This is a genomic window from Streptomyces europaeiscabiei (assembly GCF_036346855.1).
Lineage (GTDB): Bacteria > Actinomycetota > Actinomycetes > Streptomycetales > Streptomycetaceae > Streptomyces > Streptomyces europaeiscabiei.
Genome location: NZ_CP107841.1, coordinates 4597576 through 4618532 on the forward strand (window position 1 = coordinate 4597576; position 20957 = coordinate 4618532).

Below are 20957 nucleotides of genomic sequence, written 5' to 3' on the forward strand. Positions count from 1 at the left end.
CCCGGCGGGGCGAACGACGTCAGTGGTCGTTGTCCAGGTGCAGCTTGAGGAGATCGATGCCGTAGTCGCCCCCGTTGGGCGTGCGGATGATGGTGTGGATGTGCTGCTGGGTGGGGGTGCCGCCGGGACCACCCATACCGCCGCCACCGTTGCCGCTACTGCTACTGCTACTGCTACTGCTGCCGTCGGGGTTGTAGCCGAGCGGGGACTGGGCGTCGTACTCGATGAGGACGACCGGGCTGTGCACGCGGTAGTAGAAGGCCGAGTCGTCGTCGGTCTCGCCGATCCAGTAGAAGTACGTGTCGTCGAGGTGCTCCTCGACCTCCTTCATCTTCACGTCGGCGTGGGCGTCGGCCATGTTGCCGACGTAGACGCGGACGAGGGCGAGGAGCTTGTCGCGCTGGGCGTCGGTCCAGTCGGCGGCGGCGAGGCCCTGGTGGGCGAGCTTGAGGTTGTCCTGGCCGGCCCCGGCCTTCAGGTTGTCACCGGCCTTGGACTCGGACGAGATGACCTTCTTGCGCTGGGCGTCGGTGAGAGCGCGCAGGACGGTCAGGCCGGCCTTGGTCTCCTTCTTGAACGTGGTGATCTTCTCGCCGTTGTACGTGGCGGACGTCGGCTCGGAGCCCATGAAGGTCGGGGTCATCACGACCTGGTCGCCGAGGACGAAGTAGTTGATGGCCAGGTGGTGGCCCTCGTACTGGAAGCCCCACGGCTCACTGGTGGACGGCGTGCCCATGAACGTGAAGAAGTAGGCGCCCTCGGTGAGGGTGTCCCTGCCGCCGCCGCTGTACTCACCGAGGAACGCGTTCAGCTTCATGATGTTGCGGGACTGGGTGAGCCCGTCGGCGGAGAGCGCGGCGCCAAGGAGCGCGTAGCCGAGTTCGCGCTGCTTCTCGGTCAGGTCGCCCATGCGGGCGCCCTCGCGCTCGTAGCCGTCGACGTTGCTCCAGGCCAGCCACTCGTCGTCCTCCACGTCGAAGACGGAGGCCTTCTTCTCCGCGCTGGTCAGCCCGTCCAGGAAGGCCTGCGCCTTCTGGACCACCTTGTCGGTGGACACGTCGGTGGAATGGATGGAGTACAGGTCGTCCACGACCTTGCCGTCCGTCGTGACCCCGACGAAGTCGGCGTACTTCACCGCGCTGGCGCCCGGCCCCATACCTCCTCCGCCACCACCCGGGGCGCCGGAGGGCATGCCGTTCGGGGCGGCCGAGGACGAGGACGAACTCGCCGTACCTGACGAGCCCGACGAACAGCCGGTCATCGTCGCCACGGCGGCGACACCGCCGGCCAGCAGCGCCTTGTTCATGAACCAGCGGCGGGTGCGCTGGGCTTCGGGGGTGCGGGGGCGGTGACCGTGGGTATGGGTGTGGTCGTGCGGGTGAGGGTGGGCGTGCGCGTTCTCAGTCATGCGCCCAAGGTCGGGGGCGGAGCTGAAGCGTTTCTGAAGTGCGGCTGTGAGCGGGCTGTGCCGGGGCCGACGGCCGCGGTCAGGCCTGGTCAGGTCCCGGCCGAACCGCGGACCGCCGCCTCAGACGTTTCCCGCACTCAGGCCTTCTCCCACTCTCAGGCCTCCTCCCACTCTCACGCCTTCTCCCACTCTCACGCCTTCTCCCACACGGACACGTGATTGGTGCTGTCGTTCGTGAACGGCTCCCCCTTCCACCCCGCCCAGCGGTCCCGCAGCCGCATCCCGGCCAGCCGGGCCATCAGGTCCAGCTCGGCCGGCCAGACGTACCGGAACGGGATCGACCGGTACTCCGGCCGCCCCTCGACGACCACCATGTGGTGCGATCGCATACCCTGCGTCGCCACGTCGTACGTGTCGAACCCCAGCCGCGTCGGACCGACATGGAACGGCACCGTGTTCTGCCCCGGCGGCAGCCTCCGCAGGTCCGGCACCCCGACCTCGATCACGAAGCAGCCGCCGGGCACGAGATGCGCGGCGGCGTTACGGAAGCAGTCCACCTGGGCGTCCTGCGTGAGCAGGTTGTTGATCGTGTTGAAGACGAGGTAGGCGACGGTGAAGCCGGGGCCGGCCACCCGGGTCGTGGCGAAGTCCCCGATGGTGACCCCGATGTCCGCGCCGCCCGGCTTGGCCCGCATCCGCTCCACCATGGCCCGCGACATGTCGATGCCGTGCACCGGCACGCCGCGCCGGGCGAGCGGCAGGGCGATCCGTCCGGTGCCGACCCCGAACTCCAGCGCCCGAGCGTCCCCTCCGGGCCCGCCCGCGAGACCGGCGATCAGCTCCACGGCCGGGTCGACGGTCTCCGCGCCGAACATGTCGGAGGAGGGGTCGTCGTAGTGCGCGGCGACGGCCTCGCCGAAGTAGCCGTCGGGGTCGTCGACGGCCTCGTACCCGGCCCCGAACGTGTTCTCGTCACCCGTGCTCATCAGATTCCTTCCGGCGTAGGGTCCGTGGCCAGCCGTGCGTGCAGGTGCGCGTCCCGGAAGGCGTCGTGACGCCCCTCGTCGAACGTCGCCCCGCGCATGGTCCCCTCGTACGGGAACCCGCACAGCTCGGCGACACGGCAGGACGCGGCGTGGCCGACGACATGGTCGAGTTCGAGCCGGTGGATACCGAACTCGGTGAAGGCCCAGCGGGCGGCCAGGTCGAGGGCGCGGGTGGCGACCCGGCGGCCACGGGCCTCGGGCAGCACCCAGTAGCCGACGACGGCCCTCCGCATGAACGCGTCGATCCCGCTCAGCCCGACCAGCCCGAGTGTCACCCCGCTCTCCGCGTCCGTGACCCGGAAGGACACGGTCCTCCCCTCCGCGTCGGACTCGGCCCGCCGCCGCAGGGACTCCCGGGCGTCTTCGAGACTCCCGTCCAGGGTCTTGGGCGTGTTCCACCGCCGGAGGTCCGGATCGGTACGCCCCAGGAACCACGCCTCCACATCCGCTTCGGACTCGGCGTCCCAGGCGCACAGCCTCAGCCCGCGACCGCGCGGACCGTGCGGACCGGCGGACGGCCGGCGGGAAGGATCGGGGAACGGACCGGAGGATCGCTCATCAGTACGGCTCACGCCCTCATTGAAACGTGCGCCCCTTCACGAACGCGCGCGAAATACGGGCACCACGAAGCCCCCGCCCTCCCGGAAGACGACCTCCAACCCCATCCCCATGCGTAGTTCACCCTCCCCTTGCCCACACTCCACGACCTCGGTCATCATCCGCGGCCCCTCGACGAGATCGACCACCGCGGGAACGTACGGCGTACGCTCCCCGAAGGGCGGCAGGTCGTTGCGGTGGACGACGGACCAGGTGTAGAGCGTGGCGCGCCCGCAGGCCTCCTCCCAGCGCACGTCCTCGCTCCAGCAGTACGGGCAGAACTCGCGCGGATAGTGGTGGGCGCGCCCGCAGTCCGCGGCCCCGCACCGCCTCAGGAGCAGCCGTCCGTCGGCGGCGGCGTCCCAGTACGTACGGGTGAACTCGTCGGCCTCGGGCAGATCGAACCGCGCGGCACCGGCACCACCCACTAGACCCACCCCATCAGAACAGCCCCAGCGCACTGTCGACGGACCACGTCTGCCAGGACATCCCGAACAGCCCCACCACCGAGATGAGCGCCATCATCGAGTTCTGCCCCTGCTCGGCCCAGTCGTGGATCATCAGCACGAGGTAGAGGAGGTTGAGCAGCAGCCCGCCCACGAGCGCGACCGGCGTGAGAACTCCGAGGATCAGCCCCAGCCCGAGGGCGAGTTCGGCGTAGACGACGACATAGCCCATGGTGCGCGGCCGAGGCTTGACGACCACGTCGAACCCGCTCCGCACCGCCCCCCACCGGTGCTTCTCCGCCACCCCGGCCGCCCACGCGATCCCGGCCCCCTCCGACCAGGCCTTCTTGTCCTTGTGCCGCCAACTCTCCAGCCACCACAGGCCGAGCCCGATACGAAGTACGGCCAGCCATTCGGCCCCAGAGAGCCAGATCGTGTCCATCGAAGCCGCCCTTCCGCATCCGCGCGGGGTTTCTGACGGTACGTCAGTTCAGCGGATGGGGGGTGGATGCGCAAGAGGCGCGGGCGGGCCGACGGAAGGCGGTCCGCCATGGACCGCCACCACATGCCGGCCGGTCGGGGGTGCGGCCCCAAGGAGTGCACCCCCGACCGTCACCCCCCGCGCCCCACCACCCCGCGCCCACCACCCCGCCCCCACATTCCAAGAGACCTACGCCACAGATCCCACCCACGTCTCCTACACCCGTGATCAATCCGCAACCAATTCCGGGCTTGACCGAGACCCAACAAGTGAGGGCGTGAATACGCTCGGTCGCATGGCCGACTCCAAAGCTTCCGCGACTCCCGCCTCCGACCGCCCCGTCTATGTGATCGGCGGCGGCCCCGGCGGGCTGGCCGTCGCGTACGCGTTGCGGGCCCAAGGGGTGCGGGCCGTGGTGCTGGAGAAGGCGGACGGGGTCGGGGCGTCCTGGCGGCGGCACTACGACCGGCTGCACCTGCACACGACCCGGCGCCTGTCGGGCCTGCCCGGCCTGCCCATGCCGCGCCGCTTCGGCCGGTGGGTGTCGCGGGACAACGTGGTGCGCTACCTGGAGAAGTACGCCGAGGTGCACCAACTGGAGATCGTGACCGGCGTCGAGGTGTCCCGCGTCGAGCGGAGCGCCGACGGCACCGGCTGGCTGCTGCACGCCACCGGCGGCCGCGAGCTGACCGGCGGCGCGGTCGTCGTCGCCACCGGCTACAACCACACGCCCCACATCCCCGACTGGCCCGGCCGCGACTCGTACACCGGCGAACTCGTGCACGCCTCCGAGTACCGCAACCCCGAGCCCTACGCCGGCCGTGACGTCCTCGTCGTCGGCATCGGCAACACCGGCGCCGAGATCACCGTCGACCTCGTCGAGGGCGGGGCGGCGCGCGTCCGGCTCGCGGTGCGGACGGCCCCGCACATCGTGCGCCGCTCGACCGCCGGATGGGCGGCCCAGTACACGGGCGTCGTCGTACGGCGGCTGCCGGTGGCCCTCGTGGACCGCCTCGCCAAGCCCATGGCGAAGCTCAGCGTGCCGGACCTGTCGGCGCACGGCCTGACCCGGCCCGACACCGGCCTCTACTCCCGGGTGAACGAGGGCTCCATTCCCGTGCAGGACGTCGGGCTCATCGACGCCGTGCGGAAGGGCAAGGTCGAGATCGTCGGCTCGGTCGAGGGGTTCGAGGACGGCAAGGTCGCCCTCGGCGACGGCACCCGCATCGAGACCGACGCCGTGATCGCCGCCACCGGCTACCGGCGCGCCCTGGAAGGGCTCGTCGGACACCTCGACGTGCTAGACGAACGCGGGAAGCCTGTCGTGCACGGGGCCCGCTCCCCCAAGAACGCCCCCGGCCTCTACTTCACCGGCTTCACCAACCCCATCAGCGGCATGTTCCGCGAACTCGCCCTCGACGCCGAGAAAATCGCCAGGACGGTCGCGAAGACGGGCGGGGTCGCCACCCGCGACGCGGTCACCGTACAGATCCGCGCCACGCACTGACGAACAGCCGGGCGGCCCGGGCCAGCGGGCGATCGGACCACCTGGCGACCGGGCCACCGGAGCACCTGGCGACCGGGTCACCGGGCGAACCGGGCCACGGAGCACCTGGCGACCGGGTCACCGGGCGAACCGGGCCACCTGGCCAGCCGGCCGTCGCCTGACCAGTGGCGACCTGCCGGCCCGGCACCCCTGGGGCCTGCGGCCAGGCCCCAGGCGCGGGCCCAGGTCCAAGCCCCGGCTCGGCCCAGCCCCACCCCCACCCCCAGCTCCACCCCTCGCCCCCGTTCCACGGACGTACCCCGACCGCACCCACCGCCCCGGGCGTCACCGTGCCGCCCACACGCAACCTCAAGGCGAACGCCCCCGCTCCGCGTTCGGCCGTAGACAGACTCGCTCGTAGACGTCTGACCGCCACCCCACACGGGTACAACTTCCTTACTGCCGCGTAACTTTGCTCGCACACCCATTCCTGACACACCGTCAGTTCAGTAGTCTTAGATCTGACGTGTCGTCAGAAACGTGAATGCGTCACGTCACTGAATTGGCTGTCACACAGGAGCGGGCGGACCGATGCTTGGATCAACCCACGGCACCCTCACCACCGACTCCCGCCGGGCCCGGGCCATCGCGTGCGGCGAGCACCCGACGCAGGTCGTGCACGGCAGGCCCGCCGAGGCCGGCGACCTCGACGTCAGCGGACGCCCGCTGTACGCCGACGTCCCCGATCTGGACCGATTCTTCCGACCTGAATCCGTGGCCGTCGTCGGCGCCTCGGACACGGAGGGTCGGCCGAACACCGGGATCACCCGGCAGCTGCTCGCCTGGTCCGAACGGGTCGGCGCCAGGCTGCACCCCGTGCACCCCACGCGCGAGTCGGTCTTCGGCATCCCCTGCGCCCCTTCCGTCGCCGACCTGCCCGAACAGGTCGATCTCGCCGTACTGCTCCTCTCCGATCCGCTCCCCGTGATCGACGAACTGGCCGAGGCCAAGGTGAAGTTCGCCGTCGCCTTCGCCTCCGGTTTCGCCGAGACCGGCGAGGAGGGCGCCGCCGCGCAGGAGCGGCTGGCCGCCGCCGTGGCCCGCGCCGACGGTCTGCGGCTGCTCGGCCCCAACACCAACCTCAACGCCTTCGAGCACTTCCGCGACGACCTCGACGGCCCGGCGATCGCGCTGATCACCCAGTCCGGCCACCAGGGCCGCCCCGTCTTCTCCCTCCAGGAACTCGGCATCCGCCTCTCCCACTGGGCCCCCACCGGCAACGAGGCCGATCTGGAGACCGCCGACTTCATCTCCTACTTCGCCGAACGCCCCGAGGTCGGCGCCATCGCGGCCTACGTCGAGGGCCTCAAGGACGGCCGCGCCTTCCTCCTCGCCGCCGACCGGGCCGCCCGGCGCGGTGTGCCCGTCGTCGCCGTCAAGGTCGGCCGCACCGAGACCGGCGCCCGCACCGCCGCCTCCCACACCGGCAAGCTGACCGGCGCGGACGCGGTGGTCGACGCGGCGATGCGGCAGTTCGGCGTGATCCGTGTCGACGGACTCGACGAACTCCAGGACACGGCCACCCTGCTGGCGCGGGCCCGCCGGCCCCGCACCCCGGACTCGACCACCCTGGGCTCGGCCGCCCCGAGGCCCGAGGGCGTCGTCGTCTATTCGATCTCGGGCGGCACGGGCGCGCACTTCGCCGACCTGGCCACCGAGGCCGGACTGCCCCTCCCCATGCTCTCCGAGGCCAAGCAGGCCGAGCTGCACCAGTGGATCCCCGACTATCTGAGCGTGGCCAACCCCGTGGACAACGGCGGCCACCCCGTGGGCGACTGGCGCGGACCCCGCATCCTCGACGCGATCCTCGACGACCCGGCGGTGGGGGTGCTGATCTGTCCCATCACGGGCCCCTTCCCACCGATGAGCGACAAGCTCGCCCAGGACCTGGTGGCCGCGGCGGAGCGGACGGACAAGCTGGTGTGCGTGGTGTGGGGGTCGCCGGTGGGCACCGAGGCCGCGTACCGCGAGACGCTGCTGGGGTCGTCCCGGGTGGCGACCTTCCGTACCTTCGCCAACTGCATCACGGCCGTCCGCGCCCACCTGGACCACACCCGCTTCACCAGCGCCTACCGCTCCCCCTTCGACGAGGCACCGCGCTCCCCCTCCCCCTCCTTCCGCAAGGCGAAGGCGCTGATGCGGCCGGGGCAGCAGCTGAGCGAGCACGCGGCCAAGCAGCTGCTGCGCGCGTACGGGATTCGCGTGCCGCGCGAGCAGTTGGTGACCAGCGCGGCGGCGGCCGTACGCGCGGCGAGCCTCGTCGGCTACCCGGTGGTGATGAAGGCGTCCGGCGCCCGCATCGCCCACAAGACGGAACTCGGCCTGGTGAAGATGGGTCTGACCTCCGCGAGCCAGATCCGCGACGCCTATCGCGAACTGACCGACATCGCCCGCTACGAGGACGTCCCCCTCGACGGGGTGCTGGTGTGCCAGATGGTCGAGCGAGGTGTGGAGATGGTCGTGGGCGTCACCCACGACGACCTCTTCGGGCCCACGGTCACGGTCGGCCTCGGCGGTGTCCTCGTGGAGGTCCTGCGCGACTCCGCCGTACGCGTGCCCCCCTTCGCCGAGGACCAGGCCCACGCCATGCTCGCCGAACTGCGCGGGCGGGCCCTGCTGGACGGGGTGCGCGGGGCTCCCCCGGCCGACGTGGACGCCCTCGTGGAGGTCGTGCTCCGTGTACAGCGCATGGCGCTCGAACTCGGGGACGAGATCGCGGAGTTGGACATCAACCCGCTCATGGTGCTGCCGAGGGGGCAGGGGGCCGTGGCCCTGGACGCGCTGGCGGTGTGCCGCTGAGCGCCGGCGCAGCACACCCAGGGCCACCATCACTCCTCGTAGCAACAGGAGCACCCACATGTCCGCTTCCCCCTCTGAACATCCCGAAAAATCCCGTGACTCATTGATACGGCACGCCACTGACAACGCCGTCTCATGGATCACCCTCAACCGCCCCGAAGCGATGAACGCGATCACCCCCGACCAGCGGGAACGCCTCATCCACCTCCTCGCCGACGCCTCCGCCGACCCCGCCGTACGCGCGGTCGTCATCACCGCGACGGGCCGGGGCTTCTGCGCGGGGGCGGACCTTCGGGACGCGGCGAACGGCGGCGGATCGGCGACCGGCAGCGGACCGGCGGGCGGCGGATCGGCGACCGGCAGCGGGGCGCGCGTGGCCGGTGACGTGGCGCGCGTGATCCGCCTCGGCGCCCAGCGGCTCGTCGCGGCCGTCCTCGACTGCGAGAAGCCGGTGATCGCGGCGGTGAACGGTACGGCGGCCGGTATCGGCGCGCATCTCGCCCTCGCCTGCGACCTCGTACTGGCGGCCGAGGAGGCCCGTTTCATCGAGGTGTTCGTACGGCGCGGCCTCGTCCCCGACGGCGGCGGCGCGTATCTGCTCCCCCGCCTCGTCGGCCCCCACCGGGCGAAGGAGCTGATGTTCTTCGGCGACGCCCTGTCCGCCGCCGACGCGGAGCGCCTCGGCCTCGTCAACCGTGTCGTTCCCGCCCCGGACCTGGAGAAGACGGCCCGCGAGTGGGCCGAGCGTCTCGCCGCCGGCCCGACCCGCGCCCTTGCACTGACCAAACACCTGGTCAACACCTCCCTCGACACCGACCGCGCCACCGCCTTCGCCGCCGAGGCCGCCGCGCAGGAGATCAACATGACGACGGCGGACGCCCAGGAGGGCGTGGCGAGCTTCGTGGAACGACGGACACCGCGCTACGAGGGCCGCTGACGCCCGGAAGAACCGTTACGGGACCCCACTTCACTTCTGACGATCCGTCAGCTCCAATGGTGATGTGATGGGACACGCTGGAATGGCAGCCGCCGCCGTCCGCTATCTGAGGGCGGACCCGGCGGACAGAAGCCGTAGGACGACGCACCCGGAAGCGGTCGTCGAAGCACTGCCGCGCCCCGAGCTGCGCTGCGTGGGCGAGGACGAGCGCGCGCCGGTGGACCAGGCCGAATTCCGGCGCGTACTGGGCAACTTCGCGACGGGTGTCACGGTGATCACCGCACCGCCGTCGACCCGGTCGGCCGACGCCCCCGCCCTCACCGAACACCTCACCGGACACCTCGACGGCCTGCCCGCCGACCGCCCCGCCGGCTTCGCCTGCCAGTCGTTCTCGTCCCTCTCGCTCGATCCGCCGCTGGTCGCGTTCATGGTCGGCCGTACGTCGACGACCTGGCCCCGGATCGCCCGCGCGGGCGTCTTCTGCGTGAACGTACTCGGCGCGGACCAGGGCGACTTGTGCCGGAGCTTCGCGGTGAGCGGCGCGGACAAGTTCGCCGGTGTAGCCCACACCCCGGCCCCCGCCACGGGCTCCCCCCGCCTCACCGGCGCCGCCGCCTGGATCGACTGCACGATCCACGCCGTCCACACCGGCGGCGACCACCTGATCGTGGTGGGCCGGGTGAAGGCGCTGGGCACGGACGACGAGGCGACGCGCCCGCTGCTGTTCCACAGGGGGCGGTTCGGGCAGCTCAGGCCATGACAGCAAGGTTGGGCGCCACTCGTTCGAGTGCGCCGACTGAAGCGCCTCCTTGAGGGCCCGGCCAGGCAGCCCCCGACCCTCGGGCCCCCGTTACCCCCACGCCCGCCTACCGCACCACCACCCCACCCACGACCACCACACACAGCACGACCAACGCTCCCCACGTGAGGATCGCCGCGCAGGGCTGGACGGGTCGGCCCGCGTCGGCGCGCACGAGGGTGTGGTGCGCGGCCAGGGCCGGGGGCAGGACCGCCGCGTAGAGCGCGAGGGCGGTGAGGTGCCAGGACGGGACGATCAGGGCGGGGAGCACCCACAGGGTGCAGGCGGGCGGGATCCACCACCAGGCGACACGGCCGGTCAGCTGCCGTGCGGTCCAGTGGGCGAGCAGGACGGCCGGGAGGACGTACACCACGGTCAGAACGGTGGCGGCGAACAGGACGAGCAGGAGCAGCAGTGGGGCCACGGCGAACGCCGCGAAAGCCTCTCCGCCCCCGAGCCCCGGCGACTCACCGAGTCCCACCAGGAACAGCACCGCACACAGCAGCGCGCCCTCCACGCACAGCACCGCCATCGCCACCGCCGACGGCGCGGCCCCCTTCCGGACCGTGCCCTCCGCCGCCACCCCAGCCGTCGCCATGTCCATCACCAGCACCCCTCCCCCTCACGGGGAGTGTGCCCCGGACCAAACGGTTGCCCCGCACTGAGTCCCGGTCGGATCTGCGGAACGGCTCAGGAGACCCCCACCCTCCCCACCCCCCGCCTCCGTATCACCAGCGCCATCAGTGCCGCCGCCGCGCACAGCGCGCCCGAGGCGTACCAGACGACGTCGTACGTACCGAAGATGTCGCGGGCGAGGCCGCCCAGGAAGGCGACGAGGGCGGCGCCGAGCTGGTGGGAGGCGAGGACCCAGCCGAAGACGATGGCGCTGTCCTCGCCGTAGTGCTCGCGGCACAGGGCCATGGTGGGCGGGACGGTGGCAACCCAGTCGAGGCCGTAGAAGACGATGAAGAAGATCATCGGGAGATGGACGGCGGGCGCCAGCAGGAGCGGGAGGAAGAGGAGCGAGATGCCCCGGAACGCGTAGTACACCGCCAGCAGCCGACGCGAGTCGAAGCGGTCCGTGAACCAGCCCGAGGCGATCGTGCCGAGGACGTCGAAGACCCCGATGACCGCGAGCAGCGAGGCCGCCGCCCTGACGGGCATGTGCTCGTCGTGGGCGGCAGGTATGAAGTGGGTCTGGATGAGGCCGTTGGTGGAGGCCCCACAGATCGCGAACGTACCGGCGAGAAGCCAGAACGGCCCGGTCCGCATCGCCGAGACGAGCACCTTCACCGCCCGCCGCGCCGCTCCCGGAACCGGCCCCGGCTTCGGCACGAACTCCTTCGCCCCGTACGGCTTCAGCCCCACGTCCGCCGGGTGGTCGCGCAGCAGCAGCCAGACGAAGGGGACGACGGCCAGGGCGGCGAGGGCGACGGTGACGGAGGCGGGCCGCCAGCCGCGCTCGGAGACGATCCACGACAGCAAGGGGAGGAAGATCAGCTGCCCGGACGCCGAGGCGGCGGTCAGGATGCCCGAGACCAGGCCGCGCCGTTCGGTGAACCAGCGGTCGGTGACGGTCGCCGCGAAGGCCAGCGCCATCGAACCGGACCCGAGCCCCACCAGCAGGCCCCAGCAGAGCATCAACTGCCAGGCCGAGGTCATCCACACCGTCGCACCGGCCCCGAACGCGATCACCGTCAGGGCGACGGCGACAACCCGGCGGATGCCGAAACGGTCCATCAGCGCGGCGGCGAAGGGGGCCGTCAGGCCGTACAGCGCCAGGTTGATCGAGACCGCCGACGCGATCGTGCTGCGCGACCAGTCGAACTCCTGGTGCAGCGGATCTATCAGCAGACCCGGCAGCGAACGGAAGGCCGCCGCCCCGATGATCGTCACGAAGGTGACGGCGGCGACGAACCAGGCGCGGTGGACACGCCGGGTACGGCCGGGGCTGCGGTCGGACCCGACGGGGCCGAGGTCAGCGGAGCCGTGGTCGGCGGAGTCGAGGTCAGCGGAGCCGAGGTCAGCGGAGCCGAGGTCAGCGGAGCCGAGGTCAGCGGAGCCGTGGTCGGCGGAGTCGGGGTCGGCGGCGGCAGGGGCCTCGTCGGCGGCACGGGCCTCGTCGGCGGCACGGGCCTCGTCGGCTGTCTGGGGCATGCCATCAAGGGTCCGACCTGCGGCGCGTCCGAACGAGCGGCCGGAGAGACATCGTTCGCTAGGATCGGGCCATGACCGCCGAGCCGACCACCGAGCGCGGTACCGAGGCCGGTGCCAAGGCCGAGGCCGGCGCCAAGACCGCGGCCGGTGCCAAGACCGCGGCCGGCGCCAAGGCCGAGGCCGGTGCCGACCGCGCTGCCGGGCCCACCGGCCATCACCCCCCGGACCGCCGCCACCGCGTCGTCGTCCTCGCCCTCGACGGACTACTCCCCTTCGAACTGGGCATCCCGCAGCGCATCTTCGGCAAGGCGCGCAACGCGGCCGGACGACCGCTGTACGAGATCGTCACCTGCTCGATCCGGCCGCCCGGCCCGGTGGAGACGGACGCCGACTTCGAGATCCTCGTGCCGAACGGCCCGGAGGCCCTGGCCACCGCCGACACGGTCGTCGTCCCCGCCTCGTACGAACTCGGCCCGGTCCACGAGGAGGGCGTCCTCACCCCCGAACTGGCCGCAGCCCTCGCCCACATCCGTCCCGGCACCCGGCTGGTCTCCATCTGCACCGGTGGCTACGTCCTGGCCGCGGCGGGCTTTCTGGACGGCCGCCCGGCGACCACGCACTGGTACCACGCCGAGCACTTCCAGCGGCTCTTCCCGAAGGTCCGGGTCGACGCGGACGTCCTCTTCGTCGACGACGGCGACGTCCTCACCTCGGCGGGCGTCGCGGCCGGCATCGACCTGTGCCTGCATCTCGTACGACGCGACCACGGCACCGGCGTCGCCAACGACGTGGCCCGGCGCACGGTCGTACCGCCGCACCGGGACGGCGGGCAGGCCCAGTACATCCAGCGGCCGGTGCCCGAGCCGCAGTCCGCGACCACGACCGCCGCCCGCGCCTGGGCCCTGGGGCGCCTTCACGAGCCGATCCAGCTCCGCGACATGGCCGAGCAGGAGTCCATGTCCGTCCGCACCTTCACGCGCCGCTTCCGCGAGGAGGTCGGCATCAGCCCCGGCCAGTGGCTCACCCAGCAGCGCGTCGAACGGGCCCGCCACCTCCTGGAGTCCACCGACCTCTCCATCGACCAGGTCGCCCACGACGCGGGCTTCGGCACGGCCCAGTCGATGCGGCAGCATCTGCAGGGGGCACTGGGAGTGACCCCGACGGCGTACCGGCGGACGTTCAAGGCGGAGAGAACCGGGTGGGCGTAAGGGATCGGGCGGGCGGAAGGGACCGGGCGTGATCGACCCGGCCGGTGGTCTAGAAGGTGAGCACCGCCCGCGCCACCCGCCCCTCCCCCGCGTCCTGCGCCGCCTTCGCGAACTCCTCCACCGGATACGTGGCCGTGACCAGCTCGTCCAGCAGCAGCCGGCCCTCCCGGTACAGGTCGGCGTAGAGCGCGATGTCCCGCTGCGGCCGCGAGGACCCGTACCGGCATCCCAGGATCGACTTGTCCAGGTAGAGGGAGGAGACGAGGAAGGACGCCTCGGCGGTCGCGGCCGGCACGCCCAGCAGAACGGCCTGCCCGCGCCGGTCGAGCAGGTCGATCGCCTGGCGGATGAGGTCGACGCGGCCGACGCACTCGAACGCGTGGTCGGCGCCGGTGGGGAGGATGTCCCGCACGCCCTCCACGGACGTCAGGAAGTGCGTGGCCCCGAACCGCCTCGCCACCGCCTCCTTCTCCGGATTGGCGTCCACGGCGACGATCCGCGTGGCCCCCGCGATCCGCGCACCCTGGACGACGTTGAGCCCGATCCCCCCGGCCCCGATCACGACGACACCGTCGCCCCGGTCGACGCGCGCCCGGTTGAGGACCGCGCCGACGCCGGTCAGCACCCCGCACCCGATCAGTGCGGCGGAGGTCAGCGGAATGTCCTCCGGTATCCGTACCGCCTGCACGGCCTTGACCACCGTCTTCTCCGCGAAGGCGGAGTTCGCGGCGAACTGGAACACCTCCCGCCCACCCCGCGAGAAGGGCCGGGTGGGCCGCCCGATCGCCCGGCGGCACATGGTCGGCCGCCCCCGGTCGCAGTCGGCGCAGGCCCCGCAGTTGGCGAGGGTGGACAGGGCCACATGGTCCCCGGGCCGGACATGCCGGACCCCCGCGCCCACCGCCTCGACGATCCCCGCGCCCTCGTGTCCCAGCACCACGGGAACGGGGAAGGGGATGGTCCCGTCCACCACCGACAGGTCGCTGTGGCAGAGCCCGGCCGCCGACACGGCCACCAACACCTCGCCCGGTCCCGGGTCCCGTACGTCCAGGTCATCGACGACCTCGGCCCGCTTCCCGTCGAACACCACTCCGCGCATGGCTCCACCCCTCAGCTCAGCCTCTCGGCTCCTTCGGCAGACCGAGCACCCGCTCGGCGATGATCGTGCGCTGTATCTCGTCCGAACCGCCGTAGATGGTGTCGGCCCGGCTGAACAGGAACAGGTGCTGGAACGGATCGAGTGCGTACGGCTCCTCCGCCGACCACTCCCGCGGCCCCACCACGGCCCCCGCGCCCCGCACCTCCATCGCCAGCTCCCCGAGCCGCCGATGCCACCGCCCCCACAGCAACTTGGCCACACTCGGCGCGCCGGGTTCCGCGCCGCCTTCCGGCCCCCCGAGCGTGCGCAGGGCGTTCCACCGCATCACCCGCAGCTCGGCCCACTGCCGTACGAGACGGTCGCGTACGACGGGATCGTCCACAGCCCCGCTGTCCACGGCGGCCCGTACGACGTCCCCCAACTCCTGCTCGAACCCGATCTGCTGGGCGAGGGTCGACACGCCTCGCTCGAAGCCGAGGAGGCCCATGGCGACCCGCCAGCCGTTTCCCTCACCCCCGACGACATGCTCCGCGCGGGCGTGCGCCCCCTCGAAGAACACCTCGTTGAACTCGCTCGTCCCGGTCATCTGCCGGATCGGCCGCACCTCGACGCACCCCGGCTGGTCCATGGGCACGAGCAGCAGCGACAGCCCGTGGTGACGTGCGGACCCCGCCTCGGTACGGGCCAGTACGAAGCACCAGTCGGCCTCATGGGCGAGCGAGGTCCAGATCTTCTGCCCGGTGATCCGGTACGACCCGTCCCCCGCACGCTCCGCCTTCGTCCGCACCCCGGCGAGATCCGACCCGGCGCCGGGTTCGCTGTACCCCTGGCACCAGAGTTCGTCGCCGCGCGCGACCGCCGGCAGGAACCGCCGCTTCTGCTCCGCGCTCCCGTACGCGATCAGGGTCGGCGCGAGCAGCTTCTCCCCGATGTGCCCCGACCGGGCCGGGAGCCCGGCCCGCGCGTACTCCTCGGCCCACACGACCTGTTGCACGAGGGTGGCCGTCCGGTTCCCGTATCCGCCCTCGCTCCACCCGAGCCCGATCCACCCGGCGGCTCCCAGGGTCCGTTCCCAGGCCCGCCGGTCCCCGCCCACGTCGGCGTGCGCCCCCAGCCACGCCCTCACGTCCCGCCGGAACGCCTCGTCCTCGTCACTGAACCCGAAGTCCATGCCATCTCCCGTTTGTCGGCTGCGGGTGAGTGGGGGCTGGTCGCGCAGTTCCTCGCGCCCCTAGAAGATCAGGCCCCTGCGGGCCTGAGAGCCCACGGTCCTGCGGTCCCGAAGTGCGATGGGTCGGCGGGCCGAAAGCACGGGGCGCAGCCCCTGCTGTTCAGGGGCGCGGGGAACTGCGCGAGCAACCACCCACCACCCGCACCCGCACCCGCCAACGAACCGAACCGCCCGCCCGCCCTCTCAGGCATTCGGCCGCTCCCCAGCCGCGGCGGCACGGGCCATCCCCGCCACCCGCTCCAGCATCGGCATCGGATCCACCCCCACCGCCCCCGGCAGAACCTCCGCGATCCTCTCCGGCGTCCACCCCTCCTCCGCGTACGCCGAGCGCAGCTCCCGCGGCTGCGCCCACACTGCGATCTTCGGCCCGGCGACCGTGTACACCTGCCCCGTGATCCGTTCCTCCCGAGCCCGGTCGGACAGCAGGTACACCACGAACGCGGCCACGTCCTCCGGCTCGCCGATCTCGGTCAGCTCCATCGGGACGCCGGCGGACATCCGTGTACGCGCGACCGGAGCCACCGCGTTCGCGGTCACCCCGTACCGGTGCAGGCCCAGCGCGGCGCTGCGCACCAGCGAGATGATGCCGCCCTTGGCCGCGCTGTAGTTGGCCTGGGAGACGGACCCCTGGTGGTTGCCGCTCGTGAACCCGACCAGGGTTCCGGCCCGCTGCTTGCGCATGACGGCGGACGCGGCCCTGAACACCGTGAACGTGCCCTTGAGATGCGTGGCGATCACCGGATCCCACTCGTCCTCGGCCATGTTGAACAGCATCCGTTCCCGCAGGATCCCGGCGACGCACACGACCCCGTCGATCCGCCCGTACGTCTCGACCGCCGTGTCCACGACCCGCTGTCCGCCCGCCATCGTGGAGATGTCGTCGGCGACGGCGACCGCCTCTCCGCCGGCCGCCTCGATCTCCTTGACGACGGTCTCGGCGACGGAACTGGTGGGTTCGGAGCCGTCGACGGAGACTCCGTAGTCGTTGACGACGACCCGCGCACCCTCGGCTGCGGCGCCGAGGGCGACCGCCCGGCCGATCCCCCGCCCCGCTCCGGTGACGGCGACGACCTTGCCTGCCAAGAAGTTTCCCACCCCGGCCCCTTCCCCTCATCGCGGTTTCTGACGGACCGTTATCTGACGGACCGTTAGATTTGCTCGCACGGAGATTCTACGACCCGTCGGATACGCCACCACAAGCCCCGGGGAGGCCCGATGTCATCGCCCACGCAGTTCGCCGCGTTCGCGGAGATAGCCAAGCGCGTGAACAACTGGGGCCGTTGGGGGCCGGACGACGAGATCGGCACCCTCAACCTGATCACCGACGAGGTCGTACGGGAGGCCGCCGCCTCGGTCCGTTCCGGTCGCCGCGTGCCGCTCGCGCTGCCCCTTCAACAGGACGGCGTGCAGACGGGGATGATGCCGGGCCGGGTGAACCCGCTGCACGCGATGGTGCAGATCAACCAGGAGATCTTCGGGCCGGGCACGGTCGCGTGCAGCGACGACGCCGTGACGATGGGTCTCCAGGCGGCGACCCACTGGGACGCGCTCACCCATGTCTCGCACTCGGGCCGGATCTACAACGGCCGTCCGGCCGACACCATCACCCCGCACGGCGGCGCGGCCTTCGCCGGCATCGACAAGGCCCGGCACATCGTCTCGCGCGGAGTGCTGCTGGACATCCCGCGCGCGCTGGATCTCGGCGACGACCACCTCCCCGGACATCACGCGGTCACCCCCGAAGACCTGGACGCGGCCGAGGAGTTGGCGGGCACGCGGGTCCGCGCGGGTGACATCGTCCTGGTCCGCACCGGGCAGATCCGGACCTACCTCACCGGCGACAAGCACGCGTACGCGTACCCGTCACCGGGGCTCTCGCTCCGTACCCCGGAGTGGTTCCACGCACGTGATGTCGCGGCCGTCGCCAATGACACCCTGACGTTCGAGATCTTCCCGCCGGAGATCGAGGACCTGTGGCTGCCGGTGCACGCGCTCGACCTGGTCGAGATGGGCATGCCCCAGGGCCAGAACTGGAACCTGGAAGAGTTGTCCACAGCCTGTGGACAAGCCGGGCGGTATGACTTCCTGCTCTCGGCGATGCCCGAGCCGTTCGTCGGCGCCACGGGCACACCGGTGGCACCGATCGCCATCCTGTAGGCCCGCCGAGCCATGGAGGCCGCCAGTCAAGGAGCCTGCGGGGCAAGGCGATTGAGGGCCGACGGACTTGTGGGCCGAGGGGCCCGGAGGTCGGCCGGCGGCGCGCCGTCGCCCGCCCCGAGCACGGCACCGCGCGCCGCCATCCGGCTTCGGCGTACCCGCCCCGTGCCCTGCCGGGAGCCGACGCCGAAACACGACCCACGCTCGTCGAGGGATTCCGTCATCGAAACCCTCGTCGTCCCCTCGCGGCGAATCGCTGAACACAAGCGTGATCAAACGGACACGGCACGTCAACACCCGTTCGGGGACCAACCGTGCGGAAGCGGCGCCGCGCCGGTACGTACGGAAGCACATCCCGGCGCACGGTTCGACACCACCGGCCGACCGGCCGACGCCGTGCGCTCGCACGCAGGCGTGTGCGGCGCGAATGCCGTCCGTCCGCGTGCGCCCGGCAGTTCGGGGGCACGCGGTGTCGCGCGACGCCGCCCGTACGCGGCCGATCGCACAGTTCCCCGCGCCCCTCCCCGCAGGGACGCACCCAGCAGCGGCGGCGACAGGCGCGAGTCCGCCCGTCGTGGCCGCAGGCCGTCGCACCACCGACGCGGCGCCCACCCGGCAGGGGCAGGGCAGGGGCAGGGCAGGGCAGGGGCAGGGCAGGGGCAGGGCGGGCAGGGGCAGGGCAGGGGCGCGCCCGCCCGCCTGCCATGACTGCGGTCCGCCGCGGCCACCCCCGGGCGGCACGGGGGTGGCCGCGGCGGCACCTCGCACCACCGAGCAGCGGAGCACCGGCCCATCGCGCCTCCGGCCCGCCAGGAACCCCGGCCCCAGGCCGTTTCTGACGGCTCTTGAAGCCGTTCGTGAGCGGTCACGGACGAGTCCCGTGAGGCGGCCGGCGCCTCACGAGTCACCTCGCGCGGCGCCGATCGGCCGGATGATCTCCGACCAAGAGCCATCAGAAACGGCCTAGACCGCCTCGTACGCCAGTCCCTCGCGTGCCAGGCTCTCCCGGGCGACCGCCGCGACCCCGGTGACCGCGCTGCACGCCGGATAGACCGCCGGGGCCACAACGCCGTTCGCCGCACCCGGCACACCACCCGAAGCCCCCGAGACACCCACAGCCCCGGCCATCCCCGGCACCACCCGGTCCAGCTCGCACCAGATGCGTTTGCCGATGCCCTCGTAGGACCAGCCCCAGCGGTCCGCGAGGACCTCGACGAGGGCGAGGCCCCGCCCGCCCGTCTCGTCACCGTCGGCGCATCGCGGCGTCGGCGGACACGCACTGGTGTCGGCGACCTCCAGGCGGACCTTGCCGATCGCACCGTCGCGGAGGCCGGACAGCAACAGCCGCAGCACGGCCGGACGGCCGGTGTGGACGACCGCGTTGGTGACCAGCTCGGAGACGAGGAGGATCAGCGTCTCGGCGAGCGGTTCGTCGTCTCCTATCCCGGACCCGGCGAGCCGCGAACGGGCCCATCTCCGTGCGCGACCCACCTCTGCAGGGTCGGGCCGGATCTCCAGCTGCACTTGAAGCACCTGCACCGCTCACACCATCCGAACCGGCGGACACATCGCCGCACGCCCCTCAGGGGCCACGATCGTGGTCATCTGCTGCCTGGCCGACGCCACCGCCATCGACACCGTCGGCACCGGGATCACGGAACGTGATCCCCTTACAGGACAGCATGGTTGACGTACAGTCACCCCAACAAGCGCTTCGGGCATATTCCAGCGCGAAGGAGTACGCATACGGCATACTGTGCGACGCTCATCGCGGGGAGTCGAACAGACCGGAGCGACGAGACTCCGGCCCACTTCACGAGCGCCGCGCACCGCCGGATCCGGGGCCGCCACAGGGGCAACACCGGCTCGGCTCGACCTCGGAACCACTCGCATCCACCAGAAGGTACCGGAGCGGGACTCCGACTCCAGGCCGTGACAAGTCACACCTAGGACACAACCCGGTATCAACGCTCGGTAATTCCGGTATGCCACGTTCCGCGACATTCGGCCGGGCCCTCGCCACAGATTCCCGTTCCCGCCCTGGTCAGCGCGGTCAACCCGCCTCGATCAACAGTTCCCCCGCCAACAGCTCCTCACTCTGCGTGATCGATCCGCCACGTTCCGCCCGTACCCACGCCCGCTTCAGACACAGGTGTACGTCGGCCTCCCAGGTGAACCCCATGCCGCCGTGCACCTGGAGGCAGTCGCGGGCCCCGCGCACCGCCGCCTCGTCGGCCAGCAGCCGGGCCGCCGCGATGTCCACGGGATCGACGGTCACGGCCGCCGCGTACACCGCCGCCCGCGCCACCTCCACCCGCACCAGCAGTTCGGCACACAGATGCTTGACCGCCTGGAAGGCCCCGACCGGCCGCCCGAACTGCTCCCGCGTCCGGGCGTGTTGCACCGCGGCCTCGCAGGCCCGGACCGCCGTTCCCAACTGCTCGGCGGCGGTGAGCAGCACGAAGAGATCATCAGGCCGGGCGGAGGGATCGGTCCCCGGCACCCGGTGCAGCGGCGTCAACGGATCGACGGACCGCAGCTCCACGGCCTCCACGGCCTCTCCGACCACCCCCACCACCACGTCCGCCTCGTCCAGCCACTCCACCAGCCCTCCACCCCCGACGGCGGTCACGACGACCTCCCCGGTCGCCGCCCCCGGCACCACCCCCGCCGCGAGATGCGTCGCCACCAGCGGCCCCGGCAACAGCGCCCGCCCCGCCTCCTCGAACACCAGCACCGCCTCCGGCACTCCGAGTCCGACTCCGCCGTCCGCCTCGGACAGACAGAGCGAGAAGAACCCCGCCGCACCCAGCTCCCGCCAGAGCCCCCGGTCCAGCCCGGGCCGGTCGACGGCGGCCCGCAGCGCATCCGAGCCGAAGCGCCGCGCCAGCATGCCCCGGACCCCGTCCCGCAAGGCCCGCTGATCGTCGGTGAGTTGAAACCGCATAGCCAAGATCCCCTCATCAACACCGTCTACGGCAAGCGCCCTTCAAAGGCGCGGGGAACCGCCCGAGCAACCACGACGCCCCCGCAGACGCGCCGACAG

18 protein-coding genes are annotated in these 20957 nt (G+C 71.8%); 6 read left to right on the forward strand and 12 right to left on the reverse strand.

The genetic code is table 11. The features are described from left to right. Positions 1-19: 19 nt before the first annotated feature. The 5 genes from OG858_RS19925 to OG858_RS19945 all read right to left on the reverse strand — a co-directional run bounded on the left by OG858_RS19925 (position 20) and on the right by OG858_RS19945 (position 3939). Positions 20-1408, reverse strand: coding sequence for a DUF3500 domain-containing protein (locus tag OG858_RS19925; protein WP_319264755.1), 1389 nt, complete (start codon positions 1406-1408; stop codon positions 20-22). Positions 1409-1599: 191 nt separating this feature from the next. Then, on the reverse strand, positions 1600-2394 hold the full coding sequence (locus tag OG858_RS19930; RefSeq protein WP_319066977.1) for a class I SAM-dependent DNA methyltransferase: 795 nt from the start codon (positions 2392-2394) through the stop codon (positions 1600-1602). After that, positions 2394-3026, reverse strand: a complete 633-nt coding sequence (locus tag OG858_RS19935; protein WP_086749344.1) for a GNAT family N-acetyltransferase — start codon at positions 3024-3026, stop codon at positions 2394-2396. The genes OG858_RS19930 and OG858_RS19935 overlap by 1 nt, the downstream gene beginning before the upstream one ends. A gap of 24 nt (positions 3027-3050) precedes the next feature. Then, on the reverse strand, positions 3051-3479 hold the full coding sequence (locus tag OG858_RS19940) for a Zn-ribbon domain-containing OB-fold protein (RefSeq protein WP_086749345.1): 429 nt from the start codon (positions 3477-3479) through the stop codon (positions 3051-3053). A gap of 13 nt (positions 3480-3492) precedes the next feature. Further along, a complete protein-coding gene (locus tag OG858_RS19945; RefSeq protein ID WP_319066978.1) occupies positions 3493-3939 on the reverse strand; it encodes a DoxX family protein in 447 nt (148 codons plus the stop codon). A 334-nt stretch (positions 3940-4273) separates the two neighbouring features. Here OG858_RS19945 and OG858_RS19950 point away from each other — a divergent pair, with 334 nt between their 5' ends. The 4 genes from OG858_RS19950 to OG858_RS19965 all read left to right on the forward strand — a co-directional run bounded on the left by OG858_RS19950 (position 4274) and on the right by OG858_RS19965 (position 10020). After that, positions 4274-5485, forward strand: coding sequence for a flavin-containing monooxygenase (locus tag OG858_RS19950; protein WP_328544658.1), 1212 nt, complete (start codon positions 4274-4276; stop codon positions 5483-5485). A gap of 570 nt (positions 5486-6055) precedes the next feature. Continuing rightward, positions 6056-8323, forward strand: a complete 2268-nt coding sequence (locus OG858_RS19955; RefSeq protein WP_328544657.1) for an acetate--CoA ligase family protein — start codon at positions 6056-6058, stop codon at positions 8321-8323. Between the two features lie 58 nt (positions 8324-8381). Continuing rightward, positions 8382-9260 (forward strand): enoyl-CoA hydratase/isomerase family protein, encoded by an 879-nt coding sequence (locus OG858_RS19960; protein WP_328544656.1) that lies wholly within the window; start codon positions 8382-8384, stop codon positions 9258-9260. A 67-nt stretch (positions 9261-9327) separates the two neighbouring features. After that, on the forward strand, positions 9328-10020 hold the full coding sequence (locus tag OG858_RS19965; RefSeq protein ID WP_328544655.1) for a flavin reductase family protein: 693 nt from the start codon (positions 9328-9330) through the stop codon (positions 10018-10020). Between the two features lie 106 nt (positions 10021-10126). On the opposite strand, the gene OG858_RS19970 is transcribed toward OG858_RS19965, so the two are convergent. Together OG858_RS19970 and OG858_RS19975 are read right to left on the reverse strand one after the other, a co-directional pair. Beyond that, on the reverse strand, positions 10127-10657 hold the full coding sequence (locus OG858_RS19970; RefSeq protein ID WP_328544654.1) for a hypothetical protein: 531 nt from the start codon (positions 10655-10657) through the stop codon (positions 10127-10129). A gap of 92 nt (positions 10658-10749) precedes the next feature. Further along, complete coding sequence (locus OG858_RS19975; RefSeq protein WP_327744144.1) at positions 10750-12216, reverse strand: MFS transporter; 1467 nt, start codon at positions 12214-12216, stop codon at positions 10750-10752. Between the two features lie 71 nt (positions 12217-12287). On the opposite strand from OG858_RS19975, the gene OG858_RS19980 reads away from it, so the two are divergent. Beyond that, positions 12288-13424, forward strand: coding sequence for a GlxA family transcriptional regulator (locus tag OG858_RS19980; RefSeq protein ID WP_328544653.1), 1137 nt, complete (start codon positions 12288-12290; stop codon positions 13422-13424). A 49-nt stretch (positions 13425-13473) separates the two neighbouring features. Here the strand turns inward: OG858_RS19980 and OG858_RS19985 are convergent, their stop codons facing one another. The 3 genes from OG858_RS19985 to OG858_RS19995 form a co-directional block, all read right to left on the reverse strand. Beyond that, positions 13474-14523: a Zn-dependent alcohol dehydrogenase gene (locus OG858_RS19985; protein ID WP_319066987.1), complete on the reverse strand. Its 1050-nt coding sequence runs from the start codon at positions 14521-14523 to the stop codon at positions 13474-13476. 16 nt (positions 14524-14539) lie between these two features. Further along, positions 14540-15694 (reverse strand): acyl-CoA dehydrogenase family protein, encoded by a 1155-nt coding sequence (locus tag OG858_RS19990; protein WP_328544652.1) that lies wholly within the window; start codon positions 15692-15694, stop codon positions 14540-14542. A gap of 243 nt (positions 15695-15937) precedes the next feature. After that, entirely contained in the window at positions 15938-16849 is a 912-nt protein-coding gene (locus OG858_RS19995) for an SDR family NAD(P)-dependent oxidoreductase (RefSeq protein ID WP_319066990.1), read from the reverse strand. Between the two features lie 120 nt (positions 16850-16969). On the opposite strand from OG858_RS19995, the gene OG858_RS20000 reads away from it, so the two are divergent. Continuing rightward, entirely contained in the window at positions 16970-17911 is a 942-nt protein-coding gene (locus OG858_RS20000; RefSeq protein WP_319066991.1) for a cyclase family protein, read from the forward strand. Between the two features lie 963 nt (positions 17912-18874). Here the strand turns inward: OG858_RS20000 and OG858_RS20005 are convergent. After that, positions 18875-19435, reverse strand: coding sequence for an ATP-binding protein (locus tag OG858_RS20005; RefSeq protein ID WP_086748778.1), 561 nt, complete (start codon positions 19433-19435; stop codon positions 18875-18877). A 529-nt stretch (positions 19436-19964) separates the two neighbouring features. Beyond that, positions 19965-20858, reverse strand: coding sequence for an acyl-CoA dehydrogenase (locus OG858_RS20010; RefSeq protein ID WP_086748777.1), 894 nt, complete (start codon positions 20856-20858; stop codon positions 19965-19967). Positions 20859-20957: the final 99 nt, after the last annotated feature.